At 34.9% G+C, this 23,573-nt stretch carries 20 protein-coding genes; 2 read left to right on the forward strand and 18 right to left on the reverse strand.

Annotation, left to right across the window (positions count from 1 at the left end; genetic code table 11):
* Positions 1–53 precede the first annotated feature (53 nt).
* From NJT12_RS17980 to NJT12_RS17990, 3 genes are all read right to left on the reverse strand, one after another.
* Positions 54–1,076 (reverse strand): LLM class flavin-dependent oxidoreductase, encoded by a 1,023-nt coding sequence (locus tag NJT12_RS17980; protein ID WP_271337307.1) that lies wholly within the window; start codon positions 1,074–1,076, stop codon positions 54–56.
* 58 nt (positions 1,077–1,134) lie between these two features.
* Positions 1,135–2,022 (reverse strand): AraC family transcriptional regulator, encoded by an 888-nt coding sequence (locus NJT12_RS17985; protein ID WP_271337308.1) that lies wholly within the window; start codon positions 2,020–2,022, stop codon positions 1,135–1,137.
* 201 nt (positions 2,023–2,223) lie between these two features.
* Positions 2,224–4,161 (reverse strand): oleate hydratase, encoded by a 1,938-nt coding sequence (locus tag NJT12_RS17990; protein ID WP_271337309.1) that lies wholly within the window; start codon positions 4,159–4,161, stop codon positions 2,224–2,226.
* Positions 4,162–4,523: 362 nt separating this feature from the next.
* Between NJT12_RS17990 and NJT12_RS17995 the strand changes: the two genes are divergently transcribed.
* Complete coding sequence (locus NJT12_RS17995) at positions 4,524–5,300, forward strand: ThuA domain-containing protein (RefSeq protein WP_271337310.1); 777 nt, start codon at positions 4,524–4,526, stop codon at positions 5,298–5,300.
* Between the two features lie 50 nt (positions 5,301–5,350).
* Here the strand turns inward: NJT12_RS17995 and NJT12_RS18000 are convergent, their stop codons facing one another.
* On the reverse strand, positions 5,351–6,601 hold the full coding sequence (locus NJT12_RS18000) for a sensor histidine kinase (protein WP_271337311.1): 1,251 nt from the start codon (positions 6,599–6,601) through the stop codon (positions 5,351–5,353).
* Between the two features lie 299 nt (positions 6,602–6,900).
* Here NJT12_RS18000 and NJT12_RS18005 point away from each other — a divergent pair, with 299 nt between their 5' ends.
* The gene (locus NJT12_RS18005) at positions 6,901–7,632 is read left to right on the forward strand and encodes a tyrosine-protein phosphatase (RefSeq protein ID WP_271337312.1); all 732 of its coding nucleotides are present in this window, start codon (positions 6,901–6,903) and stop codon (positions 7,630–7,632) included.
* Between the two features lie 206 nt (positions 7,633–7,838).
* Here the strand turns inward: NJT12_RS18005 and NJT12_RS18010 are convergent, their stop codons facing one another.
* The 14 genes from NJT12_RS18010 to NJT12_RS18075 form a co-directional block, all read right to left on the reverse strand.
* Complete coding sequence (locus NJT12_RS18010) at positions 7,839–9,563, reverse strand: phospho-sugar mutase (protein WP_271337313.1); 1,725 nt, start codon at positions 9,561–9,563, stop codon at positions 7,839–7,841.
* Between the two features lie 15 nt (positions 9,564–9,578).
* Complete coding sequence (locus NJT12_RS18015) at positions 9,579–11,942, reverse strand: GumC family protein (RefSeq protein WP_271337314.1); 2,364 nt, start codon at positions 11,940–11,942, stop codon at positions 9,579–9,581.
* A gap of 7 nt (positions 11,943–11,949) precedes the next feature.
* On the reverse strand, positions 11,950–12,714 hold the full coding sequence (locus tag NJT12_RS18020) for a polysaccharide biosynthesis/export family protein (RefSeq protein ID WP_271337315.1): 765 nt from the start codon (positions 12,712–12,714) through the stop codon (positions 11,950–11,952).
* Between the two features lie 95 nt (positions 12,715–12,809).
* On the reverse strand, positions 12,810–12,998 hold the full coding sequence (locus tag NJT12_RS18025; protein WP_271337316.1) for a hypothetical protein: 189 nt from the start codon (positions 12,996–12,998) through the stop codon (positions 12,810–12,812).
* Positions 12,999–13,014: 16 nt separating this feature from the next.
* The gene (locus NJT12_RS18030) at positions 13,015–14,415 is read right to left on the reverse strand and encodes an exopolysaccharide biosynthesis polyprenyl glycosylphosphotransferase (protein WP_271337317.1); all 1,401 of its coding nucleotides are present in this window, start codon (positions 14,413–14,415) and stop codon (positions 13,015–13,017) included.
* A complete protein-coding gene (locus NJT12_RS18035; RefSeq protein ID WP_271337318.1) occupies positions 14,408–14,845 on the reverse strand; it encodes a VanZ family protein in 438 nt (145 codons plus the stop codon). The genes NJT12_RS18030 and NJT12_RS18035 overlap by 8 nt, the downstream gene beginning before the upstream one ends.
* Before the next feature lie 26 nt (positions 14,846–14,871).
* Entirely contained in the window at positions 14,872–15,615 is a 744-nt protein-coding gene (locus NJT12_RS18040) for a glycosyltransferase family 2 protein (RefSeq protein WP_271337319.1), read from the reverse strand.
* Positions 15,616–15,691: 76 nt separating this feature from the next.
* On the reverse strand, positions 15,692–16,657 hold the full coding sequence (locus tag NJT12_RS18045) for an NAD-dependent epimerase/dehydratase family protein (protein WP_271337320.1): 966 nt from the start codon (positions 16,655–16,657) through the stop codon (positions 15,692–15,694).
* A 10-nt stretch (positions 16,658–16,667) separates the two neighbouring features.
* A complete protein-coding gene (locus NJT12_RS18050) occupies positions 16,668–17,213 on the reverse strand; it encodes a WcaF family extracellular polysaccharide biosynthesis acetyltransferase (protein WP_271337321.1) in 546 nt (181 codons plus the stop codon).
* On the reverse strand, positions 17,214–18,386 hold the full coding sequence (locus NJT12_RS18055) for a glycosyltransferase (RefSeq protein ID WP_271337322.1): 1,173 nt from the start codon (positions 18,384–18,386) through the stop codon (positions 17,214–17,216). It abuts the gene before it with no gap.
* A gap of 96 nt (positions 18,387–18,482) precedes the next feature.
* The gene (locus NJT12_RS18060) at positions 18,483–19,643 is read right to left on the reverse strand and encodes a glycosyltransferase (RefSeq protein WP_271337323.1); all 1,161 of its coding nucleotides are present in this window, start codon (positions 19,641–19,643) and stop codon (positions 18,483–18,485) included.
* Between the two features lie 287 nt (positions 19,644–19,930).
* Positions 19,931–21,529 carry a hypothetical protein gene (locus NJT12_RS18065; protein ID WP_271337324.1) on the reverse strand — a complete coding sequence of 533 codons (1,599 nt, stop codon included), beginning with the start codon at positions 21,527–21,529 and terminating at the stop codon, positions 19,931–19,933.
* A complete protein-coding gene (locus NJT12_RS25105) occupies positions 21,522–22,562 on the reverse strand; it encodes a CgeB family protein (RefSeq protein ID WP_271337325.1) in 1,041 nt (346 codons plus the stop codon). The genes NJT12_RS18065 and NJT12_RS25105 overlap by 8 nt, the downstream gene beginning before the upstream one ends.
* A gap of 64 nt (positions 22,563–22,626) precedes the next feature.
* Positions 22,627–23,547, reverse strand: a complete 921-nt coding sequence (locus tag NJT12_RS18075; RefSeq protein ID WP_271337326.1) for a polysaccharide pyruvyl transferase family protein — start codon at positions 23,545–23,547, stop codon at positions 22,627–22,629.
* Between the last annotated feature and the right edge of the window lie 26 nt (positions 23,548–23,573).

Consider the following 23,573-nt stretch of genomic DNA (forward strand, 5'->3'; position numbering starts at 1 on the left):
CGAAATGTGCTTTTTTTTAATGTCATGGCTTTAAGTATTTATTTTGAAAAAAATTAACGCCAGCCCAACTCTGGTGCAATATATTTTAGTATGGTCGATAGTATATGAACATTGTACTCAACGCCTAATGTGTTGGGTATTGTAAGCAACAATGTATCCGCTTCCTGAATAGCTTCATCCTGAGCCAGCTCAGCAATTAGTTTATCCGGCTCAGCTGCATAACTCTTTCCGAAGATTGCGCGTTTATCACTTTCTATATTACCAAAACTATCAGACCCTTTTCCTTGATTTCCAAAGTAGTATTTGTCCTGATCGTTGACAAGTGCAAAAATCGAACGGCTTACTGAAACTCGAGGTTCATGTTTATGTCCTGCTTTTTTCCAGGCTTCTTTATATATCCTGATCTGTTCTGCTTGTTGAATATGGAAAGGTTTCCCGTTTTCGTCATACTTTAGGGTAGAACTTTGCAGGTGCATCCCGTTTTCGGCAGCCCAGATAGCCGTAGCATTAGATGCGGCTCCCCACCAGATACGATCTCTTAATCCTTCTGAGTGCGGTTCAAGACGCAATAAACCGGGCGGATTGGGAAACATTGGATTAGGATTTGGCTGTGCAAATCCTACACCGTTAAGTTTGTCTAAAAACTCTAAAGCTTTTTTTCGCCCCATATCGGCATCTGTTTCGCCTTCATCAGGTTGGTAACCAAAAGCACGCCATCCATCAACAACCTGCTCCGGTGATCCCCTGCTAATTCCTAATTGCAAACGTCCTCCTGAAATTAAGTCAGCAGCACCGGCATCCTCAACCATATACAGAGGGTTTTCATACCGCATATCGATAACGCCTGTACCAATTTCTATTTTACTTGTCTTAGCGCCGATAGCCGAAAGTAAAGGAAAAGGTGATGCTAATTGTTTTGCAAAATGATGTACCCTGAAATAAGCACCATCCACACCAATTTCTTCTGCGGCAACAGCTAAATCTATAGACTGAAGCAGTGTATCACTTGCCGTACGGGCTTTATAGGAAGGATGATCTGCCCAATGCCCAAACGATAAAAATCCTATTTTCTTCATAGATAGCATGATTATTATTTACTAATTCAAATATACGCATCATTATTGAGTTTTGTAACTAGTGCGACAGATTTTGCAGTCGTCGGTAATCTGTAGGTGAGATAGAAGAATGTTTCTTGAAAAAGCGTCCAAAGGCAGAAACGGAGTTAAAACGCAATCGATAAGCAATATCACTGATATTAATTGCAGGATTACCTAGTAAAACGACTGCTTCTTTTAGCAAATGGGCATCAATAATTTGATGAGGCGTTTTATCAACAGCCTTTTTTACAATATGAATGAGGTATTTATTTGAGATATGCAGTTTTTGTGCATAATAATTTACGCCTTTATGCTGGCTAATATTATTCATAACGAGATCAAGAAACTGAAAATAAATTTCCTTTGGATTGTTTAAAACCAAAACGTTATCCTCTTTTTCCTCAGGTAAAAATTCAGCTGTTTCTAATAGCAGGTTGAATATTATAGTCCTGATGATTTCATCCTTGAATTTGAGCGTTGCTTTAATTTTGTTTTCAAGATATTTCATCAGCTTAAACAGCCTTTTAGCTTCTTGTTCCCTGAGGCACATTATCTCATATGACTTATCCTTAAAAAAAGTAAGTCTTTCGATGATAAACGGATCTGATAAATTTTTAAGAAGAAACTCTTTTTCAAAAAAGAGCAATTTCATTCGAAAGTCTTCACTATTATTTTGAAAAGCAATAATGGTTGCCGGCCTTGCAAGTAATAAACTAAATTGACGAATATAATGCTGTTGCCCGTCAATTACAATCGTAATATCACCTTCGAGACAAAGACATAATGAGTAATAATCCATCCGAAAAGGTTTCTGAGGATATTCTAATTGCTTTTTACCGGAAGAAACATAATAAGGCAAACAGTTGTCGACCTCAAAGTAAGCCAGTGTGTCGCTTATTTTATCGTAAAGTTTATCTTCCTGCATAAATGTTACTTCAAATTGTTTTGGAAAACTAATTTTAGCATAAAAATAAGCAATTATGGATTATGATGCTCTATAAATTACCATCAATTTTAAATCAGACTACAGTTTAAATAATATAAAAATGACACCAAAACAAAGAGTTGAGGTGTCATTTTTTTTAGAATATTATCCTGTAAAAAGTAGATGGATCCTGTTTAGATTTTAGTCTCTAATTCCACCTATCCAGTGTTTCAATTTATTAAGTTGTTCTGTAAAGAAAGACTCATGATCCTGCGAATCTTCGTTTTCGACAAGCAGATGTTCGTAGTACGTTCCTTTTAGAAATTTTCTTAAAAGCCCCTCTCCTACTATTGGCTCATAATCGTTTAGTGATTGTGCAGCTTTAAGTAAGTGGCGAATATCATATTGTAACGGATTAATATCGGGTACTTGTTTGTTTAAATTCAACAACTCATAAACCGCTATTCTGGCAGTTCTCACTGAACTTTCCATCGTAAAAACAATATCATTATTGGTTTCTACAAATTGTCCCACTAAACCTAGATTTTTACAGCCTTCAGGAACAACTTGCGGACGATCGCCTTTTGCTCTTGGCATAAACATAGAAGTGATATACGGCATAAAGGAACTGCGGACGATTGTATTTTCTACAATATTATCGAGTTGGTCAATAATTCCTAAATGATGTGCTAATTCTGTCAAAAGCTCATTACCTGTACATTCCGGCATTGTTTTTTTGACATAATCACCTTCTTTATCCATAAAAAGGGCATAAATCCAAATCACTAAAATATCATCCGGCTGATCCGGGAAATGTGGTTGTCTGTTACAGGTAAAGCTCATTAACCAGTTTGAATCACTAATCGTAACAATTCCTCCTGTTGCAGTCTTGCCTGAGTAAGGATCGTTTACACATAACTCTTTTACTTTCTCTGTAAAAGCTGAAGGTTTGCAGGTAAGTGTAGCAGATTCCCAGGAAGATTTTTCGATATTGCCACAGAATTTTTTAGGTTTTCCAAAAACAGGTGATTTAGCAGCCAGGTTTTTCCACAGTTTCCATCCGGCACTTTGTCCGCTATTATTTTTATCTAATTTAATAGCCGGTGCAGTTACATTATCACCATAAAAAGTATCCTCCGTCATTGAGCCTGTTGTAGCAATTACGTAATTTTCTTTGCCTACAGGAATTCTTTCTTCTTTACCGTCTCTTTCTATAATGATAGCTTCGACAACTTTGCCATTGACATCACTATGAATATCTAAATCTTTTACGAGCGTATTAAGGTCAATTTGTACCCCTTTGCTTTGTAAAAACTTTCTAAGAGGCGTAACAAATGTATCGTATTGATTGTATTTAGGGAAAACCAGACACGAAAGGTCTTTCATTCCATCTATAGCATGTAGGAAACGGTGCATATATAATTTACATTCTAATAAACTGTGCCAGTTTTCGAAGGCAAACATCGTACGCCAGAAAAACCAAAAGTTACTTTCAAGAAAAGATTTGCTAAAATAGTCTTCGATAGTAATATCATCAAGATCTTCTTTCTTTTTAAGCAAAAGCTTAATGATAGCAAGCTGATCTTTTTTATCCAGTCCAAATTTACTAAAATCCTTAATCTCACCTTTCTTATGAATTAGTCTGGCTTTTGAGTAATTAGGATCATTATCATTTACCAGACGATATTCGTCTAATACGCTATAAGGAGCCGGCAGTTCCAGAGCGGGAATATCCTGAAATATATCCCAAAGATTTTCATATGTCATATCCATCTCACGGCCACCACGAATAATGTAACCATCGGTCGTATTTCCGGCACCGTCCAGGGATCCGCCATCAACGTGCAGCTGATCCAGAAAAATAATATTCTCGCCCGGAACATGAGCGTCACGAATAAAATAATAGGCTGCAGCCATTCCTGCGATACCACTGCCTACAATATAAATTTTGCTGTCTTTGTACGATTTTGTTGGAATCGCTTTATTGCGCTGATAATTCCCTATTTGATCTGAAAAAGGCATTGTTTTTTCAGGTGTATTAATTTGAATCTCTTTACTGGAGTCAGGTTGATGGTTCACATTTCCATACTCTTTTGAAGCCTTTAATATTTTTTCGAATTTTGAAGTGGTAGAACTCATAACTAATCTATTTTTTGATTTACTCAAAGTTAAGAGTACCTGTAGGATAATCTGCATCCCTAAATTCATTATTGCTATCCCTAAATTCCGTTTTTCTTGCGCGTATAAATAACTGTAACTTTAGAGTATGTGTGTTTTGAAGAACCGAAATGCCATATTCCTAACTTAAAAAAACTACCCTATAAATGTTGATTTGGCTAAAGCCTTATTATTCCAGTTATTAAATACGCTCACCTAAAGCAGGAGGCTGGTCAATACTAAAAACTTGACAACTTTAGGCAATTGTTTTTATCGTAATAACTATTTACTTTTCGTAATTTGCCCTTATAAAAAATTGCAGTTATTCTAATAGAAGATAATACATGAAAAACATATTTATAGTAGTCAATTTAGTACTGGTGGGTTTTTTATTTCAAACGTCTTGTATGGCTCAGACATCAAAAAAGTCAAGATTCAAAGCCTTGGTTTTGTATGAGAACGGCGGACATCATTTGCCTTTTACAACCGCTGCGAAACCGTGGCTCAATAAACTGGCAATTGACAGCAGTTTTACCATTGATTATATCGAGAATACTAAAACAATTAATGAGGCTCTTTTAAAAAAATATCAGGTTTTTATACAATTAGATTACCCGCCATATACCTGGAGCGAGGAATCTATGAAGGCTTTTCAGAAATATATGAATGATGGTAAAGGCGGATGGATTGGGCTGCACCACGCGACTTTACTTGGTGAGTTTGACGGATATCCAATGTGGCAATGGTTCTCTGATTTTATGGGCGGGATACAATTTAAGGATTACATTCCGGCTTTTGCCAATGCCAAAGTAAATATTGAAGACACGTCGCATCCTATAATGAAAGGTGTTCCTGCCAGTTTTTTTGTAAAAAAGGAAGAATGGTATACTTATAATAAAAGTCCCAGACAAAATGTTCATGTAATGGCTTCAGTAGATGAAGCTACTTATGAACCTGCTTCAGAAATAAAAATGGGCGATCATCCCGTGATTTGGACCAATCCTCATTTTGCTGCCCGAAATGTATATATTTTTATGGGGCATGCTCCGGAGTTATTCGATAGTGAAGCATATACTACATTACTTAGAAACTCTATTTTTTGGGCAGCGCAAAAAAAATAAAATATCCTGTCTTCCGGCTTGGGTATTTGGTTTGAAATTATACTGTCTTTTTAATTTCTAAATGCTTCTAGTGGTACCGAAAATTTAAAGGTACTTCCCTTTCCCGGTTCACTTTCTGCCCAGATTTTACCGTGATGTCTGTTTATAAGTTCACTGCAAAGCAGTAATCCCATTCCGTTTCCCATTTCGTTGTCCGTGTCTCGTTGAATCACTTTTCCGTTAATCTTAAATAATTTTTCTTTTATCAGGTCCGGGATTCCAATGCCGTTATCTGTAATTGATATTTCTGCGTTCTGCTGTTTCCTTTGTACCCTGACTGCGATTTTACCATTTGTATCCGTAAATTTAATCGCATTGTTCAATAAGTTACGTACAATGGTATCAATCATTTTTTTGTCTGCCTCGACTTCTATTTGTTCAGTTGATTCGAACAAAAGATCAATGTTTTTGTTGAGTGCTGCATTCTGATTGAGTTCTATATTTTCATTAATCAATTTGTTCAGTGTGATTTTTTCAGGACTGTATTCCATCATTCCTGTTTGTGCCCCGGACCAGCCTAAGAGATTGTCCAGTAATTTATACGTGTTTTCGTTTGACTGATGCAGTACTTTTGCAATTTCCCTGATTTCTCCGTGGTTACCTTCTTTAATATCTTCAATCAATAGTTTCGAAAGCGCTACTGATGATCCCAATGGTCCTCTTAAATCATGGGCGATTATAGAAAAAAATATATTTTTATCGTCTAACAGCTTCTGAATTTTAAGATCTTGTTTCTTCTTTATCAATAATAAAAATCCAATCGTACCTGTGAAAGCCAACAAAAACGAGCTTATATTGTACAAACCCTCTAATGTGGGATTGAAAAAAAATACATTTTTAGGATTAAAAAAGATATAAAGTATGCGTATCAATAGCAGAATTTCAAATCCGGCGTAACAAAGCGGATAAAAATTTCGGAAAAAATTATGCTTGTTTTGATTGAAATGACTGATTGTTATGGGTAAATAAACAGCAAATATTCCCATTAGAATAATTAGGATGCGCGTATTAATTGTAGCTTCAAGTAGTACTGCAACGTTGAATATAACGGATGCAATACTGGTTATCGCTATTTGTAATTGATAATTTTTCTTTGCTTTTAAATTCGAAAATGACAACATTGCAGTCGTTTCGTAACAACAGGCTATAAAAATGATTGTAACGGCAATATTGACTGAAATAAAATCTGAGATGACGTTCCTTAAAAGAATCAGCACCCAGCCTACAGTTAATAATAATTTTGAAATGCCTAAACCGTTCAAAATTTTCCTGCTCTTACTTGTCGCATACGAAAATGAATAACTGAAAATAAGGATACTTATAAATAAATTTCCAAAAAAATATAATATATAAATGCTATTTGAATCTAATGGTAAAAGTTGGAACATTATAGGTTTGAGATATTAAAAGAACGGATAATTTCAGGCTGTAAATGTCACTATACAAACAGGAAAATAATTAATCAGGAAAGATTTAAATGTCCTGATTAAGACTTTATTGTCCTTGATTGGCAATTGTTTTAAGGCGGTGCTTAAATAAATTTGAAGCAAAAATCAATTTTATGTTTTCAATATTCAAATCAAAATTTTATCTAAAAGAAATACTACCTGATGGCTATATTGATATTCATAACCATATATTGGCAGGAATTGATGATGGTGCCAAAACACCGGAAGAAACAAATTATCTAATAGCGCAAATGAAAGCGCTAAATATTAAGGCCGCTTTTGCTACACCGCACACTTTTAACGGGCTCTGGAATAATACTTCTGAAAGTATAAGACAGGCTTATGAAATAGCGCTAAAAAACGATGACAATAGAATGTTTTTAAAAGGGTATGCAAGCGAATATATGCTGGACAATACTTTAATAGAAAAAAGCAGGGAAGAAAAATTGCTTGGATTATCGAAAAATTATATTCTGATAGAATTCAATTTGTTTAATAATCCTTTGAACCTGTATGAAATGCTGTTTGAGTTAAAAACAAAAAATTATAAAGTCATTATAGCGCATCCTGAACGGTATCTTTATTTTCATAATTCTATTGGTAAATATCAGAAACTAAAAGAATACGGTGTCTTTTTTCAATTGAACTTATTATCGCTAACGGGGTATTATGGCAAAAGCATTCAAAGACAGGCAATAGAATTGTTTAAAAATGATTTATATGATTTTACGGGATCAGACATTCATAGTGCAACTGAAATTACTCAATTTAAAACCGTACCTCTTCAGATTCCGGACAAAAAGAAAATGGATCGTTTGCTAGAAAACAATACAATTTTTCTCTAGCTCCTACGGCAAAATATAAAAGTCTTAATAGTCCTCAAAAATTAATAAAAAAGCCAGGATACAAAAAAAGCTGTTCGATCGAACAGCTTTTTACTAACAATAATTAAATCGCATTTCAATTTTGACCAACAATCTGCAACTTTAAATATCAAACTAACTCTTGAATTAATAAATCTGTTGAGCTTTTTTTAGAATCAGTTTGTTTTTTATAATTGCATTGAAGTACTTATGTTTTTTATTCTTTCATTCAGTATGTCTTCAATGCCCTTAAAATTTTCTATTGTATCTAATTCTTCATTCACGCTGATGTAGAATTTAATTTTTGGTTCAGTTCCGCTTGGTCTGGCGCAAATTACAGAACCATCTTCTGTATAATAAATCAGGACATCGGCTTTGGGCATGTTTATAATTTCTGATTCGTTGTTCAGTAAATTAAGTGATAACGATGATTTATAATCCTCAACCTTCACTACTTTTTGATTGTTAATTTCCCTTAAAGGATTTTCTCTTAAATTCACCATCATCGCATTAATTTCAGTCAATCCGTCGATTCCTTTTTTTGTAATAGAGATCAAATGTTCTTTATAAAAACCAAAATCTACATAATGCTGCAATAAAGCCTGGTAAACAGAACTGTTATTTGCTTTAGCCTGGGCAGCCACTTCGCAAATTAATAAACTTGCTGCAACTGCGTCTTTATCGCGAACGCTGTCTCCTACCATATACCCAAAGCTTTCTTCTCCTCCGCCAATAAATTCGAGTTCAGGAAAATCTTTGATCATCTTGGCAATCCATTTAAAACCTGTCAAACCACTTTTGTATGCAACGTCATAAGCGCTTGCCAGTTTCATAATCATTGGAGTCGAAACAATAGTGGAACCAATAAATTGTTTGCCGTTTATTTTTCCTGCTTTTTTCCATTGTTCCAACAAAAAGGCAGTCATTAAAATCATGGATTGATTTCCGTTTAGTAAAATCATTTTTCCTTGATTATCACGAACTGCTACTCCTAAACGATCACAATCAGGATCGGTGCCAATAACAATGTCGGCGTTGGTTTTTTCTGCTAATGCCAAAGCCATTGTTAAGGCTTCTGGTTCTTCCGGATTTGGAGATTTTACCGTGGGGAAATCTCCATTTGGTACTCTTTGCTCTTCGACAATATGTACGTTTTTATATCCCGCCAACGCTAATGTATCGGGTACAACCGTAATCGAAGTCCCGTGCAATGACGTAAAAACAATATTCAGATCATCTTTGGCCTCTTTAGAGGTATTAAAACTTGCATTTTGAACCGATGATTTCACAAAAGCCTGATCAATTTCAGTATCGATATATTCAATTAAATCTTCATTTGCTTCAAACTTAATTTGGTCGTATTTTAAATCTTCAATGGCTTTAATAATTTCAGCATCTTGAGGAGGGACAATTTGACCGCCATCTTCCCAATACACTTTATACCCATTGTATTCCGGCGGATTGTGAGATGCTGTTAGTACAATCCCACATTGACAGTTGAGGTATTTTAAGGCAAAAGACAATTCTGGTGTAGGTCTAAGACTCGAAAATAAATAGACCTGAATGCCATTTGCTGAGAAAACATCAGCGACAGTTTTTGCCAGTGTATCACTATTATGGCGGCAATCATAGGCAATAACTGCTTTAAGTTTTTGATTCGGAAATACCTTATACAAATAATTCGACAATCCCTGAGTACTTTTTCCTAACGTATATTTGTTGATACGATTGTTTCCAACTCCCATTACGCCGCGCATTCCGCCTGTACCAAATTCAAGATTTTTATAAAAACTTTCTTTTAATTCTTTCGGAGATGAAGCCATCATTTCACTTACTTTATCCTGTGTTTCTTTATCAAAAACAGGCGTTAACCATTCTTGTGCTTCTTTTAAAATACCTATTGCTAAATTCATTTGGATTACGTTCAATTATTTATTTCTTTTCCATTTTTGAAACCATGATTTCTTCACTACTTCTTTTCCGTAACCATAGCCATAACCGTAGTTGTATCCGTAACCATAACTTGAAGTAAAATCAATATCATTGAGTACATATCCCATATTAATGATTTTTTTATCCTTGAATAGTTTTTTAGAATACGAAATCAGGTTCTTTTCTGTTACAGCGGAACGCAGTACAAATAAGCTCGTATCAGCATACTTAGAAATCATAAGGGTATCACTAACCAATAAGGTTGGCGGTGTATCGAATATAATAATGTCATACTCTTCTTTTACTTCATTAATAAACTTTTCAAAACGCTGATTGGATAATAACAGGGTTGGATTTGGAGGTATAATTCCGGATAAGAAAAGATCAAATGGAAATTCCTTGTCGTCGTTACTGTGCAATAAGTCTCTCCATTGCAGTGTACCATCGTGCAAATAATTACTAAATCCTTTGGTGTCTTTACTTACATTATCCAAATGCCTGTGCAATTGCGGATTTCTAAAATCGGCGCCTATAACAATGACCTTTTTGTCAAGATGTGAATAGGCAGTAGCCAAATTATAAGAAACGAAAGTTTTTCCTTCTCCCTTTATAGAAGAAGTCACAAATATTACTTTGCCTTTCTGATCTTCAGTATAAGGGGTAATAAAATTAGTATTGTGCGCTAAAGTTCGAAAGGCTTCTAAATTTTGAATATAAGAATCCTTGTCTTCTTTTAGCGACGGCAGCTCTACTAAAATAGGTACATTTCCTGCTATATTTTCAACATCTGTTGCCGTGTATATTTTATTATCTAATTTAAAAATGATAAATAAAATTGTAAACGGAATGACCATTCCTAAAAATAAAGCGATCAGAACAATCTTGCTTCTTTGAGGAGAAACCGGATAAATATCTGTTATAGCATAATCTATAATTTTAGTATTGGCTACGGTAACGGCTAAATTGATAGAGGCTTCTTCTCGTTTTTGAAGCAACAACAGGTACAAACTTTCTTTTAGGTTTTGCTGACGTTCGATACTTCGCAATACTTTTTCTTTTTCAGGAATGGAGGCAAAACTACCATCAGCTGCTTTTTGGGCTGATTCGCTCTGAACGAGGGTTGTTTTTAATTGTTGCCTGAACCCTTTTACAGAATTGATAATATTGTTTTTTAAACTTACCAGTGTGCTTACCAAAAGCTGAATAGAAGGATTGTTGCTTCCTGCACTGGTCTGCAGTTTCTGATAAGATAAAACGGCTGTATTATAATCTGCTACTAATTGATTGATCGTAGGATTTTGTATGCCTATATCTGCCGGTAAAAGCTCAAATGCTTTCTGGGATTCGATACTTTTTTTAAGCAAATCTGCTAATAACAATTGAGATTCTATATCAAATGAGGCTTGTTCTTTTGCTGTTTTCTGTACAATACTTGAACCGGCGTCTTCCTGAATAAAACTCAGATTATTGCTTCTTTTGTATTCTTTTTTAGAACTTTCTATAGAATCCAGTTCTTTTCTTAAGTAGACAAATCGATCGTCGACAAAATTAATTGTTCGGCGCGAAACCTCTTGTTTATCCGTAATACCATCGGCCTCAAAAACATGAATCAAGTTATTGATAATCGCTTCTGACTGAGGACCATTAGTTCCTTCTAATGAGATAGAAAGAATGTCACTGTCTTTTCCCTCGGCATCGACTTCAAATGCATTACTAAGTTCCAGTGCAGTTTTATTAAGTGGTTTTAGCACCACATTATAGCTCAGGTCTATACTTTTTGTAATTATTGCTCCTAAAGCAGGTTTTATATTTATAGGTAAATTAGGGATTTTTTTGGTTGAAGTATATCCTTTTATATCAAACTTTTGTCCGGATAAAACATCTAAAATAGTATATCCCGTTGGGTTTACTTTGATGGTATATTGTATGGCGTCTTTTAGCTTTGTTATATTATCATTGTAGCTGACAACAAACGGCGCATTGAATATTTGTTTGGATTTTACGGTAGAATTATAATAATATTCTACATTCAGTTTTAAATTTTTAACCACTTGTTCTGATAAGTGAACGGATTTGAACAAAGCGATTTCATTTTCTAAATTAATGTTTGATTTATTAAATAATTTCGTCACATCTAATGTAAAATTCGAACTTTCCTTATCCAGCAATAATTTTACTTTTGCTTCTGATCTGTAGATAACGTCAGCATATCTCAAATACGCGAAAACGGTAAAAAGTGCTATTAAAATCGTGATTAAAAACCAGGGCCAATACCTTAAATATTTATTCATCATTTGTTTTAACTGAATAGAATTTTCTTCTTCCATTGAGTCAAAATATTCATTTTTATCTGTGTGCATAAGCTTTTTATCTGGTTAATAATATAATAGAACTTAATATCAAAGACGCAATTGTAAGTACGGTTCCTGTACTGCCTATATATCCTGCTGTCTTTACTTTTGCGTCATTCGGGTTCACAACTAATACATCATTCTGGCGAATCTGATATTGCGGATTATTCATCCAGTCTGCAGTTGTCAAATCAACATTCATCATTATTCTCTTACCACCCGACTCCCTAATCAATAAAATATCATTTCGCCTGGCACTTATTGTTAAATCTCCTGCATATCCTAAAGCTTGCGGAACAGAGAGTGATTGCTCTAAAAAGGTATAAGTACCCGGTGATTTTACTTCGCCCAGAACTGTTACTTTAGCATTCAGAATTCGAATCGCAACAGTAGGATTTACTAAATGTCCTCCCTTTTCGAGTTCTAGTTTTATTTTTGTTTCTAAATCAGTTACAGATAATCCTGCTGTGCTTACAGATCCTAAAATAGGCAATACCACTGTTTCGTCAGGAGTAATCAGGTATCCCTGAACTTTTAGCAGGTCTAATGTAGAATTGGTTGCTGTGTTTCCTGTTTGTATGTTATACGGTAAAGCAGTTTCAGGTACAAGAGCACCAATTCGAATGCTCAAAATATCATTTGGCTGTACTAAAACACTCTTTACAGAGGTCGCAACCGAAGCGTAATTATTAGCGTCCTGAAAATAGATAATATCTTTTCTCGTGGCACAGGAAGAAAACAGAATAACGATAAGAAATAAAATGTGGGGTAAACGATTCATATTTTAAATTATGGGGTTAAAAAAGACAGAACTAGTATCGCGGTTTCACAATACTTAGATAAGCATAGAATCAATTGATTAGAATAAACTAATCTCTAATTGGATTCTAACTGGAATTTTTGTTTCGCTTTCATGTTATCATTCAATTTAGACAATCGATGCAGCTGTTTTTTCTGCACTTTGTCTTTTACATAAAAGCGATATAATTCTTTGCCAATAAAGAAACCGGCAATAGAAACGCCGGAAATAAAACCGGCTAAATAAGAGGTAATGGTAATATTCATAACATTTTTTTTAAGTTTAAAAAGCATTTTCATCCCCTTTCAGGGTTACAATCACGGTTAATACACAAATCTTAATGTCTTTTATGAGGCTCCAATTTTGCAAATAATCGATATCAGCCTTTACTCTTCGCTGCATATCTGAGACCTTTTTGGTTTCGCCTCTATAACCTGAAACCTGGGCCAAACCGGTAATTCCGGGTTTTACAAAATGGCGCACCATAAAATTGTTAATCTGTTCGTTGTAGTCCTGTGTATGCTTGAGCATATGAGGACGAGGTCCTACTACACTCATGTTTCCTAATAAAACATTAAAAAACTGAGGCAGTTCATCAATACTAGTCCGTCTAATAAATTTTCCTATGGGAGTAACTCTTGCGTCTTCTTTTTGTGCCTGCAAACTATCACTTTGAGTATTGACAGTCATGCTTCTGAATTTGTAACACCAAAAAGCTTCATTCTTTTTTCCTGTTCGAAGCTGCTTGAATAAAACGGGGCCTTTGCTTTGCTTTTTGATTATGATCGCCATTAACGGATACAGCCACGACAATATAAAAACCAGTACTGAGAAACTAAAAACGATATCGAATATACGTTTGACTAATCGATTGTATGCGTTTTGCAAGGGTTCGTGTCGGGGACGTATAACATGAAAGTTTTCGAAATTAGAACTGCTAAAAGAGGACTTTGAAATCGTAGACAGATCAGGAACAAATTTCAATCGCAGACAATATCTGTCTGCCAATTCAAAATAGCTGTTCAGGTCATTTATAAATTGTGGTTTTACTACAATATACAACTCCTGAATACCGTTTCCTGAAGCTCGCAGAATAGCATTTGAAAGCGCTTCTCCAAAAGTTGATTTATCTGTAAAACTCTCTTCGTTGATGTCATTGATAATTCCGGGAAAATCATAAAAATAAGCGTTGCTCTCCAGTTTTGAGGCTAATTGTATACTTGTGGTATTAAACCCCCAAATGGCTACTATAAAAGGCTTTTTTATGAACTTTTTAATGTTATTTAAAACCAGCGTAAAAATAATTCTTGACACTAAAAGATAAAGAAGTAAATAGCTGAATTGTAATAAATTGGCACCTATTGCCAATCGATACTCACTGGCGCCCTGAAAAACAAGAAGATAAACCTGCCATAAGATACACTGACTTAGAAATACACGCCAGCTGTTGCGATAAAAAGTAGTCAGGCTAAAAATAGTATCGAGCCGGTACAAATTAAAATACAACGCTGCTAATAACCAGCCCACTATAGCAAAAAGATAGCTGTTTTCAACAACAAAAAGATTCCACTGTACAGAAGCTTCTTCTGTAAAATTGAAAAAGAGAAAGATCCCTCCGATTATCGCAAAAAAATCAGATAGGATACTGCAAAAAATAAAAGTAAATTTATGTCTGTTACGCATTTTTACTAAATAATAAGTTGATTTTTTGAATTAAATGATACACGAAGCAACCCAAAATACCTCCTGAAATTCCAAAGAAAACATCCATGAAATCAGGTTGGCGCGTTGCTATAAAAAATTGCCCACCCTCTGCCAGACAAACCACCAGAGTAATTATTATTAAGGTTTTCAATCGAAAAGGAGATCTGTTTACAGAACCGGAAACAGTAGAAAGTCTTTGCCATACTTCTAATAAAAAGCCCAGGACTACAAAAGGAACCGCTGTTCGCAAATTATAGTACTCATTGCTCCATTTCCTGATCCAGAGCGGTAAATACGTTTCGGTTTCCAAGCCCGGATTATGAATCCATGAGTAATAAAAAATACTACCAATACATCCCAGCAAAAAAATAATAATGGTACTTTTTTTCCATCCATTTTTTGTTTTCATTCTATGTTAATCGGGTAATTGAAAAATTAGTTGATATACTGTTTAAGGGCTAATAATTTCTTTAGAAAAACAGCTCTGAATGCTGATAAACCATGATGTTTATAGATTCTATAATCTTCATGCAATACCTCGAAAGCTCTTTTATAAGAAGTGCTTAATCCGCCCATTCTCATTTTTACAACATAAGTTCTGAGGTAGTCTAATTTGATCTTGTTTACAAACAAATAGCGAAGCAGAAATTCTGTATCTGAAGCTATTTTAAAGTTTAGATCGTAGCTTCCTAATTTATCGATCACAGATTTCCTGAAATACACCGTTGGGTGCAAAGGCAGCCAGCCTGTTTTTAGTTTTTCAAAATCGTACTCTCCTCCTATCCTGTTACGGACCACTTTTTCCTCAGCATCGTTACTAACGTATATACCGTCTCCATAAACTCCTTCAATTTGTGCATTACTCTCAAAAGCATCTACAATTTTATTCACCACAACAGTATCATAAAACTCATCATCAGAGTGCATTAAGCCTATAATATCTCCTGTAGCCATTTTCAAACCTTTATTGATAGCGTCATACATACCTTTATCCGGTTCTGAAATATATTGACTGATTTTATCCGAATATGCCTGAATAATACCTTTTGTACCATCAGTCGAATTTCCGTCGATTACGATGTACTCGATATTAGTATAGTTCTGATTCAGAACACTTTCTATACATTGGGCAATAGTTTTTTTTCTATTGTAGCAAATCGTGATTATAGAAACTTTCATAAATTATATTATTATTAATGTGTTGGTTGCTATTAGTATAGCACATGATCAGAAATAAATTAAGCAATAAAAACAGTTACAGACTATTACTCTCAACCATCCAGTCTACTGTTATCTTAGTGCCTTTACTTCTGGATACTGGCAAATGAGGAGCTAACTTTTTAATCTCAGATAAGTCAAAAAAATTATCTGTTGTCATGTTTTTCAATCGAAAGCTGGTCATGGGAAATTTAATCCTGATTAATTTCAGGCAATCACCAAACAAAGCGGTCATTACAAAAACGGAATAGGGCACATTATGGATTTTTATACTTTTAGTAGCCGCAATTTCATCTGCCCAGGACGTAATATCATACGGTTCATAATCGCCTAGATAAAATATTTTCTGGTCTACGTGATCTTTCTCTGAAGTAATAATTGACAGTAATTGATAAATAAAATTATCGATATAACCATATGTTTTTTTGCACGCTTTACTGCCCATATGAAAGTACTTTCCGGAAAGCACTATTTTAAAAAACAGATTGTAAGGCTCGTCAAAATAACGACCCCAAATAGAAGTTGGCCTTACAATAGTCCAGGTATATTCAGGATTCCAGTTGGTTATGGTTTTCTCCGTCAGCACTTTACTTTCTCCGTAAATCGTATGAGGGGCAAAATCATTAAAGTCCTGAGGTACATATCCCGGTCGGCAAACATACATAGACGAAGCAAAGATTACTTTTTTTAGATTTTTTAATTTATCTAAAACATAAAGCAGGTTTTCTACACCACCAATATTAGCATCATAATCTTCTAATGTTTTACCGTTTAGATCTGTTCTGGCTCCTAAATGAATTACATACGCCGGATCATAGGAAAGTATGACACTTTCTAACTCTTCCCTATTGCATAAATTTACCTTTTGATAAATCTTATTATGTTCCTTTAGCTTAGGTTCTTTACTATCAATACTTACTACCTGATGATTATCGTTCAGTAATTTAGTAATCAAATTCGTCCCTATAAATCCTGATCCTCCGGTAATTAAAAATTTGGCCATTTTTATATTTTTATATTCTGTCTTTTATCGCAATAGCAGGGGTTCCTACACAAATTTTACCACCAGGCATACTTTTTAATACTGAACTTCGGGCGGCAATTATAGATCCTTTGCCTATGGTTACGCCCGGAGCAACATAAACATCGTTGGTAAGCCAGCATTCGTCTTCGATGAATACCGGTTCTGAAAAAATATCAAAAGAAACTTTATCATATTCGTGTCCTCCTGTATTGATATAGACTTTATGTGCTAAGGCAACATGACTTCCTATTTTTATTTTGCCTAGACTGTACAAAACATTATCCTCGCCTATCCAACTATAATCTCCAATCTCAATATTCCACGGATACGTAACCTTAACAGTAGCTCTTAGTAATACCCCTTTTCCTATTTTTGCGCCAAACATCCGAAGAAGAAAACGGCGCCATCCGTAAAAAAACTGAGGAGATAATGCAAACAATGTTCCTTGTACAATCCACCATAATTGTACTGTAATTTTAGATTTTCCGCGAAATGTTTTGGGTACTGAAAATTCTTTTAAATCCTGATAAATCATTTAAATAAGTGATTTTAAAACTTGGTTTAATCTTTGGGCAGTGCTTTTTACATCAAAATATTTTTGATAGAGTAAAAATGCATTTTTGCCCATTTCTGTTTTTTCGTTTTTGCTCAATGCTTCCCATTTTTTTAAGACTCCAAGAACACCGTTAAAGGTATCGGCACTCACAAATCCGCCACCGCCATCTTCGATCTCTCTGTAAATATTAACCTTATCCGTTATTAAAACTGCTTTTTCGCAAGCCAGTGCTTCGACAATTGCAATACCAAAATTCTCCTGATGGCTTGGTAGTAAATACGCCTGACAATTGTAGAAAGCGCCCCATTTTTCATCTCCCTGCAACATTCCCGAGAAATGAATTTTCGGATTATTGGCTGCCATTTTTATCATTTCCTGTGCGTAGGCAGACTCATTTGGTCCTGCAATTACTAATTCCGGAAGAGCGGGATTATTTATAGAAAGTTGGTTGTAAGCCTGAATTAACAAATCGACTCCTTTTTTTTCGTGAATCCTGCTTAGGAAAAGCCAATATTCCTTTTGTAATAATCCAGGGCATTTTTTATAAAAAGCAGTACTAAATTCTGGCTTTCTAACTGGTGGCGCCTGAATTCCGTAGCTCACATTAATAGCCTTTTTAGGGTTATATCCTTCAAAAGTTGTTGCTGCCAGCTGTAATTCTTCCTGACAGGTATAAAAAATGGCATCTGCCTGATTAATACATTTTTTTTCTATAAAAAACCAAACCAACTCGTTGCGTAATGCCTTCCATTTTCTGTCGGCCGCTGTCTGAAAATAAGGGTCTAGCATACCATGCGGCATAATAATCACTTTTGGAGCTTTTTTGTAAGACTTCTTTAAAGTATTAATCGCCTTGTAAACCATTAAATTATAATGCTGCCAAAGTCCATGAACCATTACAACATCGTAACCTAAAGCATTTTTTATGAGCCAATCGTACAACAAAGGCTGATATTGATAAGACGTTTTCCCTTTTCCTATTTTATGAATAATAAAATCATCTTTTGTGGTGTATTCTTCCTCTGCATCATCCAAACATACTACTTCGACTTCTGTGCCTAATTGCTCAATAAAAGGATTTACATTACGTATTCCCTGACACGGACCTCCACTTTTTGGATTCATGGAGGTGATAACTCTGAGTACTTTCATTTCTGGTTTATGGTTCTTTGGTTTATATCAATACTATAAATTTTACACACCTTAATCATCACTAATAAAGCATTTTATAAACATTTATATATTGTATTACTTTAATATATTCTGATATTGTTTTTCTAATTGATTCAAAAACAAATCAGTATCAAATTTCTTAATCGATTCTAATCCTGTGGTAATACATTCCTGTCTTTCGGCATCTGAAAGATTTACTATTCTGGTAATTTGATTCGAGGCTTTTGCACTCCATTCTTCAGCTAAAACCCACTCAAAAGGGCGTCTTTCGACTAGAAAAAAATCAGCAGAACCCAGAATCTCTTTCATTGGCGCTCTGTTGGTGGTAATTACCGGACAGCCGCATGCCATTGCTTCTGCTATTGGCCAGCCAAAGCCTTCATCGAGAGACGGAAACAATAAGCAAGTTGCTCCTGAATAAGCCGCATTAATATATTGATCCTCGAGCCCTGTTACGAAATGAATGTCTTTTTTGTACAAAGATTTTTCATATGCTACTTTTAGCTTGTCCACAGGTTTTGCGCCTACCAATAAAAGTGGTAAAACGACATCTGTAGTGGCTCTCCAGGCATCGTAAATTTCAATTACGCCTATCCTGTTTTTATAAAACTGATTGCCGCCAACGTGCAGAACATAACCTGCAGATAAATCAATATTCAAAAAATTGTCCAGAGAATTACGGGACGAATGGGCGTCTAAGACTTTAAACTCTCTGTTTAAACCATTATAACAAACTACTGATGATGTAATACTGCCTTCGTGGAGTTCATGCAGATCATCCTGAGTTTTTTTTGATATGGATATAAAGTGCTTTCCTTTAGAAAATCCTTTCCTAATAAAATCCTGATAGATTTTTCCGGTTCCACTAGTAGGATTTTCCGGAACATTCCCTAAAGCTGAATTCAGTGCCAAAAAATCATGGCAATGAATAATATGCGGCTTTGTTTTTACTAATGGTACCCATGGACCTAAAGCCTGATCTGCAAAGACAAAAATTGTATCCTTAGAACATTTCTTTAATCTCGATTTTACCTTTAAAGGAAAAACAAGATACTGATCTATATAACCTAGCCATTTTTTAATGGGAGAAAATGGCAATTTATAAAAGAAAGGCTCCGGTTTCCAGGTCAGTACTTCGTAGCCTTTTTGCTGCATACCATCGGCTAGCATTTTTGCATATCTGGGCATACTTTGTGATCCGACAAAAGCAGGATGGGTAAATAACACTATTTTCATGATGATATTGTCTATAGCTTTATTTAGTTGTAAATAGCTATTTTTATATGGGTTAAAACCAATTTATTAAAGCAAAGATTTAATGAATTATTATGGAGTACTTTAATACTTTGATTATTTACTACGGCTTTTTATTTTATTCTGAGCATACAAGTTTTACTTAAACACATAGAGATTTCTTCGCATAGTAACTTTGTATATTTTATCTGAGTGAAACGCTTTTTTCGTCTAGCAACAGCTATGTCTCATGTGTTTAAACCAATTGCATTGCGCAAATATTTGATCACTTAAAACGGTCTCTGATATAATTCTCTTTTTCTTTTTTTAGGTATTTGTATCAGTTTAATCATGAAAACCAATATCCAAAAAGTAAAACATTGCTGCCAAAATCCTCGTAATATATATGCCAGCGGAACAATGCAACTAATAGAATTCCGGAAAATGCCCAGGAAACCAAATATATTTATTAGACCGAGTGTAGAGAATAATATTGCGCCATTTTTGAACAACACGAGGCTATCCATCAAGGTAAAGGAGGCAAATAATAACACAAACACAATTGGGAAACACCAATAACCAAATGTTGCTAAGCCATCTCCTACCAGACTTGTAACGCGGAATCCGCCTAACGCAGAAGGCGTATGTGTACCGGTAAAATAAAGTTTATCGCCCGGAGAATATTGCAGTTCTTCTTTATCAACAACAATTCCCAACGCGGATAAAAATGGAAGCGGATAAATAGCCAGTGTCTTTTCGAAAAAACTCTTTTGCATTTTCTTATTGTTATATCCAATCTTATTCGCATAATATAAGGTCTGATCGACAACCCTTGCATTCCCATATCTGTTAATCATAAAATTATTCAAATAGGTTTCGTCCCAGCCCCTGCTATAGCTAAAAACATTGTCCTGTACTTCTATCGAGGTATTTCTAAGCTTTTCCATCAGCTTGTCATTTTGCATGGTCTCAATTGTGTTGTCCAGAAGTTCACTCCGACTAACGTCATTACGAATTTTTCTGTTGGCAAGCATCGCTAAGGAAACATCAGATAAAAATCCTAATCCAAAAAATATAAAAAAGACGATTGTTCCAATTTTCCAGGGCGAAAGAAGGCTGAAAATAGAAATATTATCCTTTAAGAGGTAAAGTATAAACAATAACAGCATCGTAAAGATGGGATAAATCATCTGCTGACGGCTGTTTGCCGCAAAACTCAGTACAAACGTTAACGAAGCATAAATGACCACAAGATTACTGCGGAGTTTATTGTATGGAAGTCCCGATAATGTGGGGAAAAACATAATTATAGGAGCATATTGCAGATATACTAATCCTTCGAGAAACTTGTTTCCCGCGTCTCCATATTGCACTTCGTTGACTACAGCAAGACTTTTTATCCTTGCCAATAAGCCTATTAATCCCAAAATCCATAATGTAGAAGGTTCTGTTTCGAAAAAATTAAGTTTGTATAAAGTACGCTGTATGATATTATTAGTCCTTCTCTTTTTGTAAACAACAGCATAAAACGCTAATGAAGCAACCATAAAAATCAGTGTCTGATAAAAGAAAGTTTCATAAGGATTCTGAAAACCATATGTTATGGGTTTTGACTCGATCAATGTTGCCGGCAAAGGAATAAAGCTTGCCAGAAAAATAGACGAAAATGCCAAAAAAGAAAATGGATGTTCGAGTATGATTCTCTTTTTAAAGAAAAAATTACGAAAGATAAGCCAGACTATTACTGTCATAACACAACCCGAAAAATTATGCCATGACGGAAAGAAAAATATTTCGCCAATTATAGAAAGTAATACTATAACATCAATATATTTACTCACTGATTTCAAAGCAGTTCCTTTCCTTCGTGTTTCTGTGTTATCAGTCATTATTTACTACAATTTTCAACATTCTTTTTATTGATTCTTCGTTAGAATATCCAGAAGTTTTACACCTCAGTATTCCACCTTCGACTATTCGTTTGCGTTCTTCTTCATTAATCAGATAATAGCGGCATTTTTCTAACAGTTCCTCATCATTAGAGAAAAAAACGGCTTCTTTATTTTCGCTAAACAAATCCAGATGTTCCGTTGTTCTCTCTGCCAGCATAAAACCGCCACAGGCAGGAATTTCCATTGTTCGGGAAGTTTGCGTATCAGAATTCATTTTTCTTAAAAAGCACAGGGATATTTTAAATGCCTGCAATGCCTTAGAATAATCTTCTGAATAAATTCCCGGTGCTATTTCGAGATTTTCAGTTTTATAGTCATTCCATTTTTTATCACCAAAAACCTTAACTTTTATTCCATTCTTTGCTAAATACAAAATACTATCGCAACGCTCCTTTTCCCACGCACCAATAAATCCAACATCGCCGCCTAATCGCTGAATTTCATTTTCGCTAAGATTTCGCGGATAATGAAACGTTTGTTCGTAATGCTTGTTCGTAAATGCTGTTTTTCTGGCGCCAAGACGCTGCATATCCTGAAGAATATAGGATTTTGTGGTAAAGTGTATGTCATAAAGCGGAATACAATTGAGATAATTTTGACTCTGATTGTGTCGTAATGCCATATTATCCGGCGAATAACTAACAATCTTTGCATTGGGCGATAACTTCCTGATATACCTCAATGTTTTGCTGTTTATCGTAACTCCTTTGTCTATCCATACAATGTCATAAGGAGATTTGACAGCCTTACTTATAAACTCTTTTATTTTTTTGTTGGCAGATGAGTTATCCGGTAATCTGATCGGCAGACCATATTGAAACAACCGATAAGCAATTCGAAACCAGATCGAAATGGGTTTTATACGTGTATTGACCACATCAATTTCGTCTGAAATCTTTTCTAATGCCCAATGACGGTGCAAGCAAGTATTCGACAAGCCTGACATGGTTCCTATAGATAATATCTTCACTTTATTTTATGTTTTACAACTACTTACCTATCGATAGAAGGGAATCAGTTTTGAGTAGCGGTTTTTAGTTGCTTCGTGCTTTCTTTTCTTCTATTAAAAATTTTATATCGCGAACAAATTCATCAGTCAAAGCCTTACTTTCTTCTAATGCATCAGGATAAACTACTGCCTGAGAGATATCTTTAGCCAAATCTCCTGAGAACAAAACCGGCGGATATTTATAAAAATCGTACTTCTCTGATCTTGGGGCAAACAGTACACATTTCTTTTTCATTAAAATACTCCAATAAACGGCATGGTAACTATTGGTTAAAACAACTTCAGAACTCCCAATAAATTCAATCATTTCCTTTAATGAGGCACTGTTGGTAATTTTATCAAACTGATGTATTTCCTGAGGAAGATGGTGCGGAACATCTTTATGTGCCACTACTCCAATATTTCTTTTGATGGGATAATCTTCGTTTAATTCCGGTAAGGCACAAGTCGCACAAGGCACATAACGGAAATCCTGGTATTCGAAATCACGAACCGCCACCAGATCAAAAGCTTTAAAGTCAACTTTTTTATTGAGGTTCTGTTTTGAATTTGAGTTGAATCCTGCGGACCATACCACTGCTTTTCCTGCAATTTTTGCTGCTTTATTGATGTTGTAATTCCACTCAGCCATAGCGTTTAGCAATCCGCCGCCACCTACAAGTATAACATCATTTTCTTTGATCAATGCAAAATCAACTTTATTGACATCGTGAACGACACATTTGTAATGGTCAAATTCCTGAAGAAAATACTGATAATAACCACAAACCTTATCTCCTGTATTATTTGTAATATAGCGGTGTATAAAATGAATAGTGGGCGTTGCTGTGGCGTAATTGTCGTTTAATGTTTTTGTCGTATATTTTTTTCCGGTTCTCCAGATCTGTAACCTGGTAAATAAATCGTACTTATTTACTAAAAGCCTGTATCTCTTTTTGATTGACATTTTTAAGGGTATTTTAATTCGCTTCT

It is taken from the genome of Flavobacterium azizsancarii (assembly GCF_027980145.1).
Taxonomy (GTDB): domain Bacteria; phylum Bacteroidota; class Bacteroidia; order Flavobacteriales; family Flavobacteriaceae; genus Flavobacterium; species Flavobacterium azizsancarii.

Bases quoted from the DNA above. Each gene is read 5' to 3' on its own strand.
- NJT12_RS17980 (WP_271337307.1), bottom strand. From the start codon at position 1,076: ATGAAGAAAATAGGATTTTTATCGTTTGGGCATTGGGCAGATCATCCT.
- NJT12_RS17985 (WP_271337308.1), bottom strand. From the start codon at position 2,022: ATGCAGGAAGATAAACTTTACGATAAAATAAGCGACACACTGGCTTAC.
- NJT12_RS17990 (WP_271337309.1), bottom strand. From the start codon at position 4,161: ATGAGTTCTACCACTTCAAAATTCGAAAAAATATTAAAGGCTTCAAAA.
- NJT12_RS17995 (WP_271337310.1), top strand. From the start codon at position 4,524: ATGAAAAACATATTTATAGTAGTCAATTTAGTACTGGTGGGTTTTTTA.
- NJT12_RS18005 (WP_271337312.1), top strand. From the start codon at position 6,901: ATGTTTTCAATATTCAAATCAAAATTTTATCTAAAAGAAATACTACCT.
- NJT12_RS18010 (WP_271337313.1), bottom strand. From the start codon at position 9,563: ATGAATTTAGCAATAGGTATTTTAAAAGAAGCACAAGAATGGTTAACG.
- NJT12_RS18015 (WP_271337314.1), bottom strand. From the start codon at position 11,942: ATGCACACAGATAAAAATGAATATTTTGACTCAATGGAAGAAGAAAAT.
- NJT12_RS18020 (WP_271337315.1), bottom strand. From the start codon at position 12,714: ATGAATCGTTTACCCCACATTTTATTTCTTATCGTTATTCTGTTTTCT.
- NJT12_RS18025 (WP_271337316.1), bottom strand. From the start codon at position 12,998: ATGAATATTACCATTACCTCTTATTTAGCCGGTTTTATTTCCGGCGTT.
- NJT12_RS18030 (WP_271337317.1), bottom strand. From the start codon at position 14,415: ATGCGTAACAGACATAAATTTACTTTTATTTTTTGCAGTATCCTATCT.
- NJT12_RS18035 (WP_271337318.1), bottom strand. From the start codon at position 14,845: ATGAAAACAAAAAATGGATGGAAAAAAAGTACCATTATTATTTTTTTG.
- NJT12_RS18040 (WP_271337319.1), bottom strand. From the start codon at position 15,615: ATGAAAGTTTCTATAATCACGATTTGCTACAATAGAAAAAAAACTATT.
- NJT12_RS18045 (WP_271337320.1), bottom strand. From the start codon at position 16,657: ATGGCCAAATTTTTAATTACCGGAGGATCAGGATTTATAGGGACGAAT.
- NJT12_RS18050 (WP_271337321.1), bottom strand. From the start codon at position 17,213: ATGATTTATCAGGATTTAAAAGAATTTTCAGTACCCAAAACATTTCGC.
- NJT12_RS18055 (WP_271337322.1), bottom strand. From the start codon at position 18,386: ATGAAAGTACTCAGAGTTATCACCTCCATGAATCCAAAAAGTGGAGGT.
- NJT12_RS18060 (WP_271337323.1), bottom strand. From the start codon at position 19,643: ATGAAAATAGTGTTATTTACCCATCCTGCTTTTGTCGGATCACAAAGT.
- NJT12_RS18065 (WP_271337324.1), bottom strand. From the start codon at position 21,529: ATGACTGATAACACAGAAACACGAAGGAAAGGAACTGCTTTGAAATCA.
- NJT12_RS18075 (WP_271337326.1), bottom strand. From the start codon at position 23,547: ATGTCAATCAAAAAGAGATACAGGCTTTTAGTAAATAAGTACGATTTA.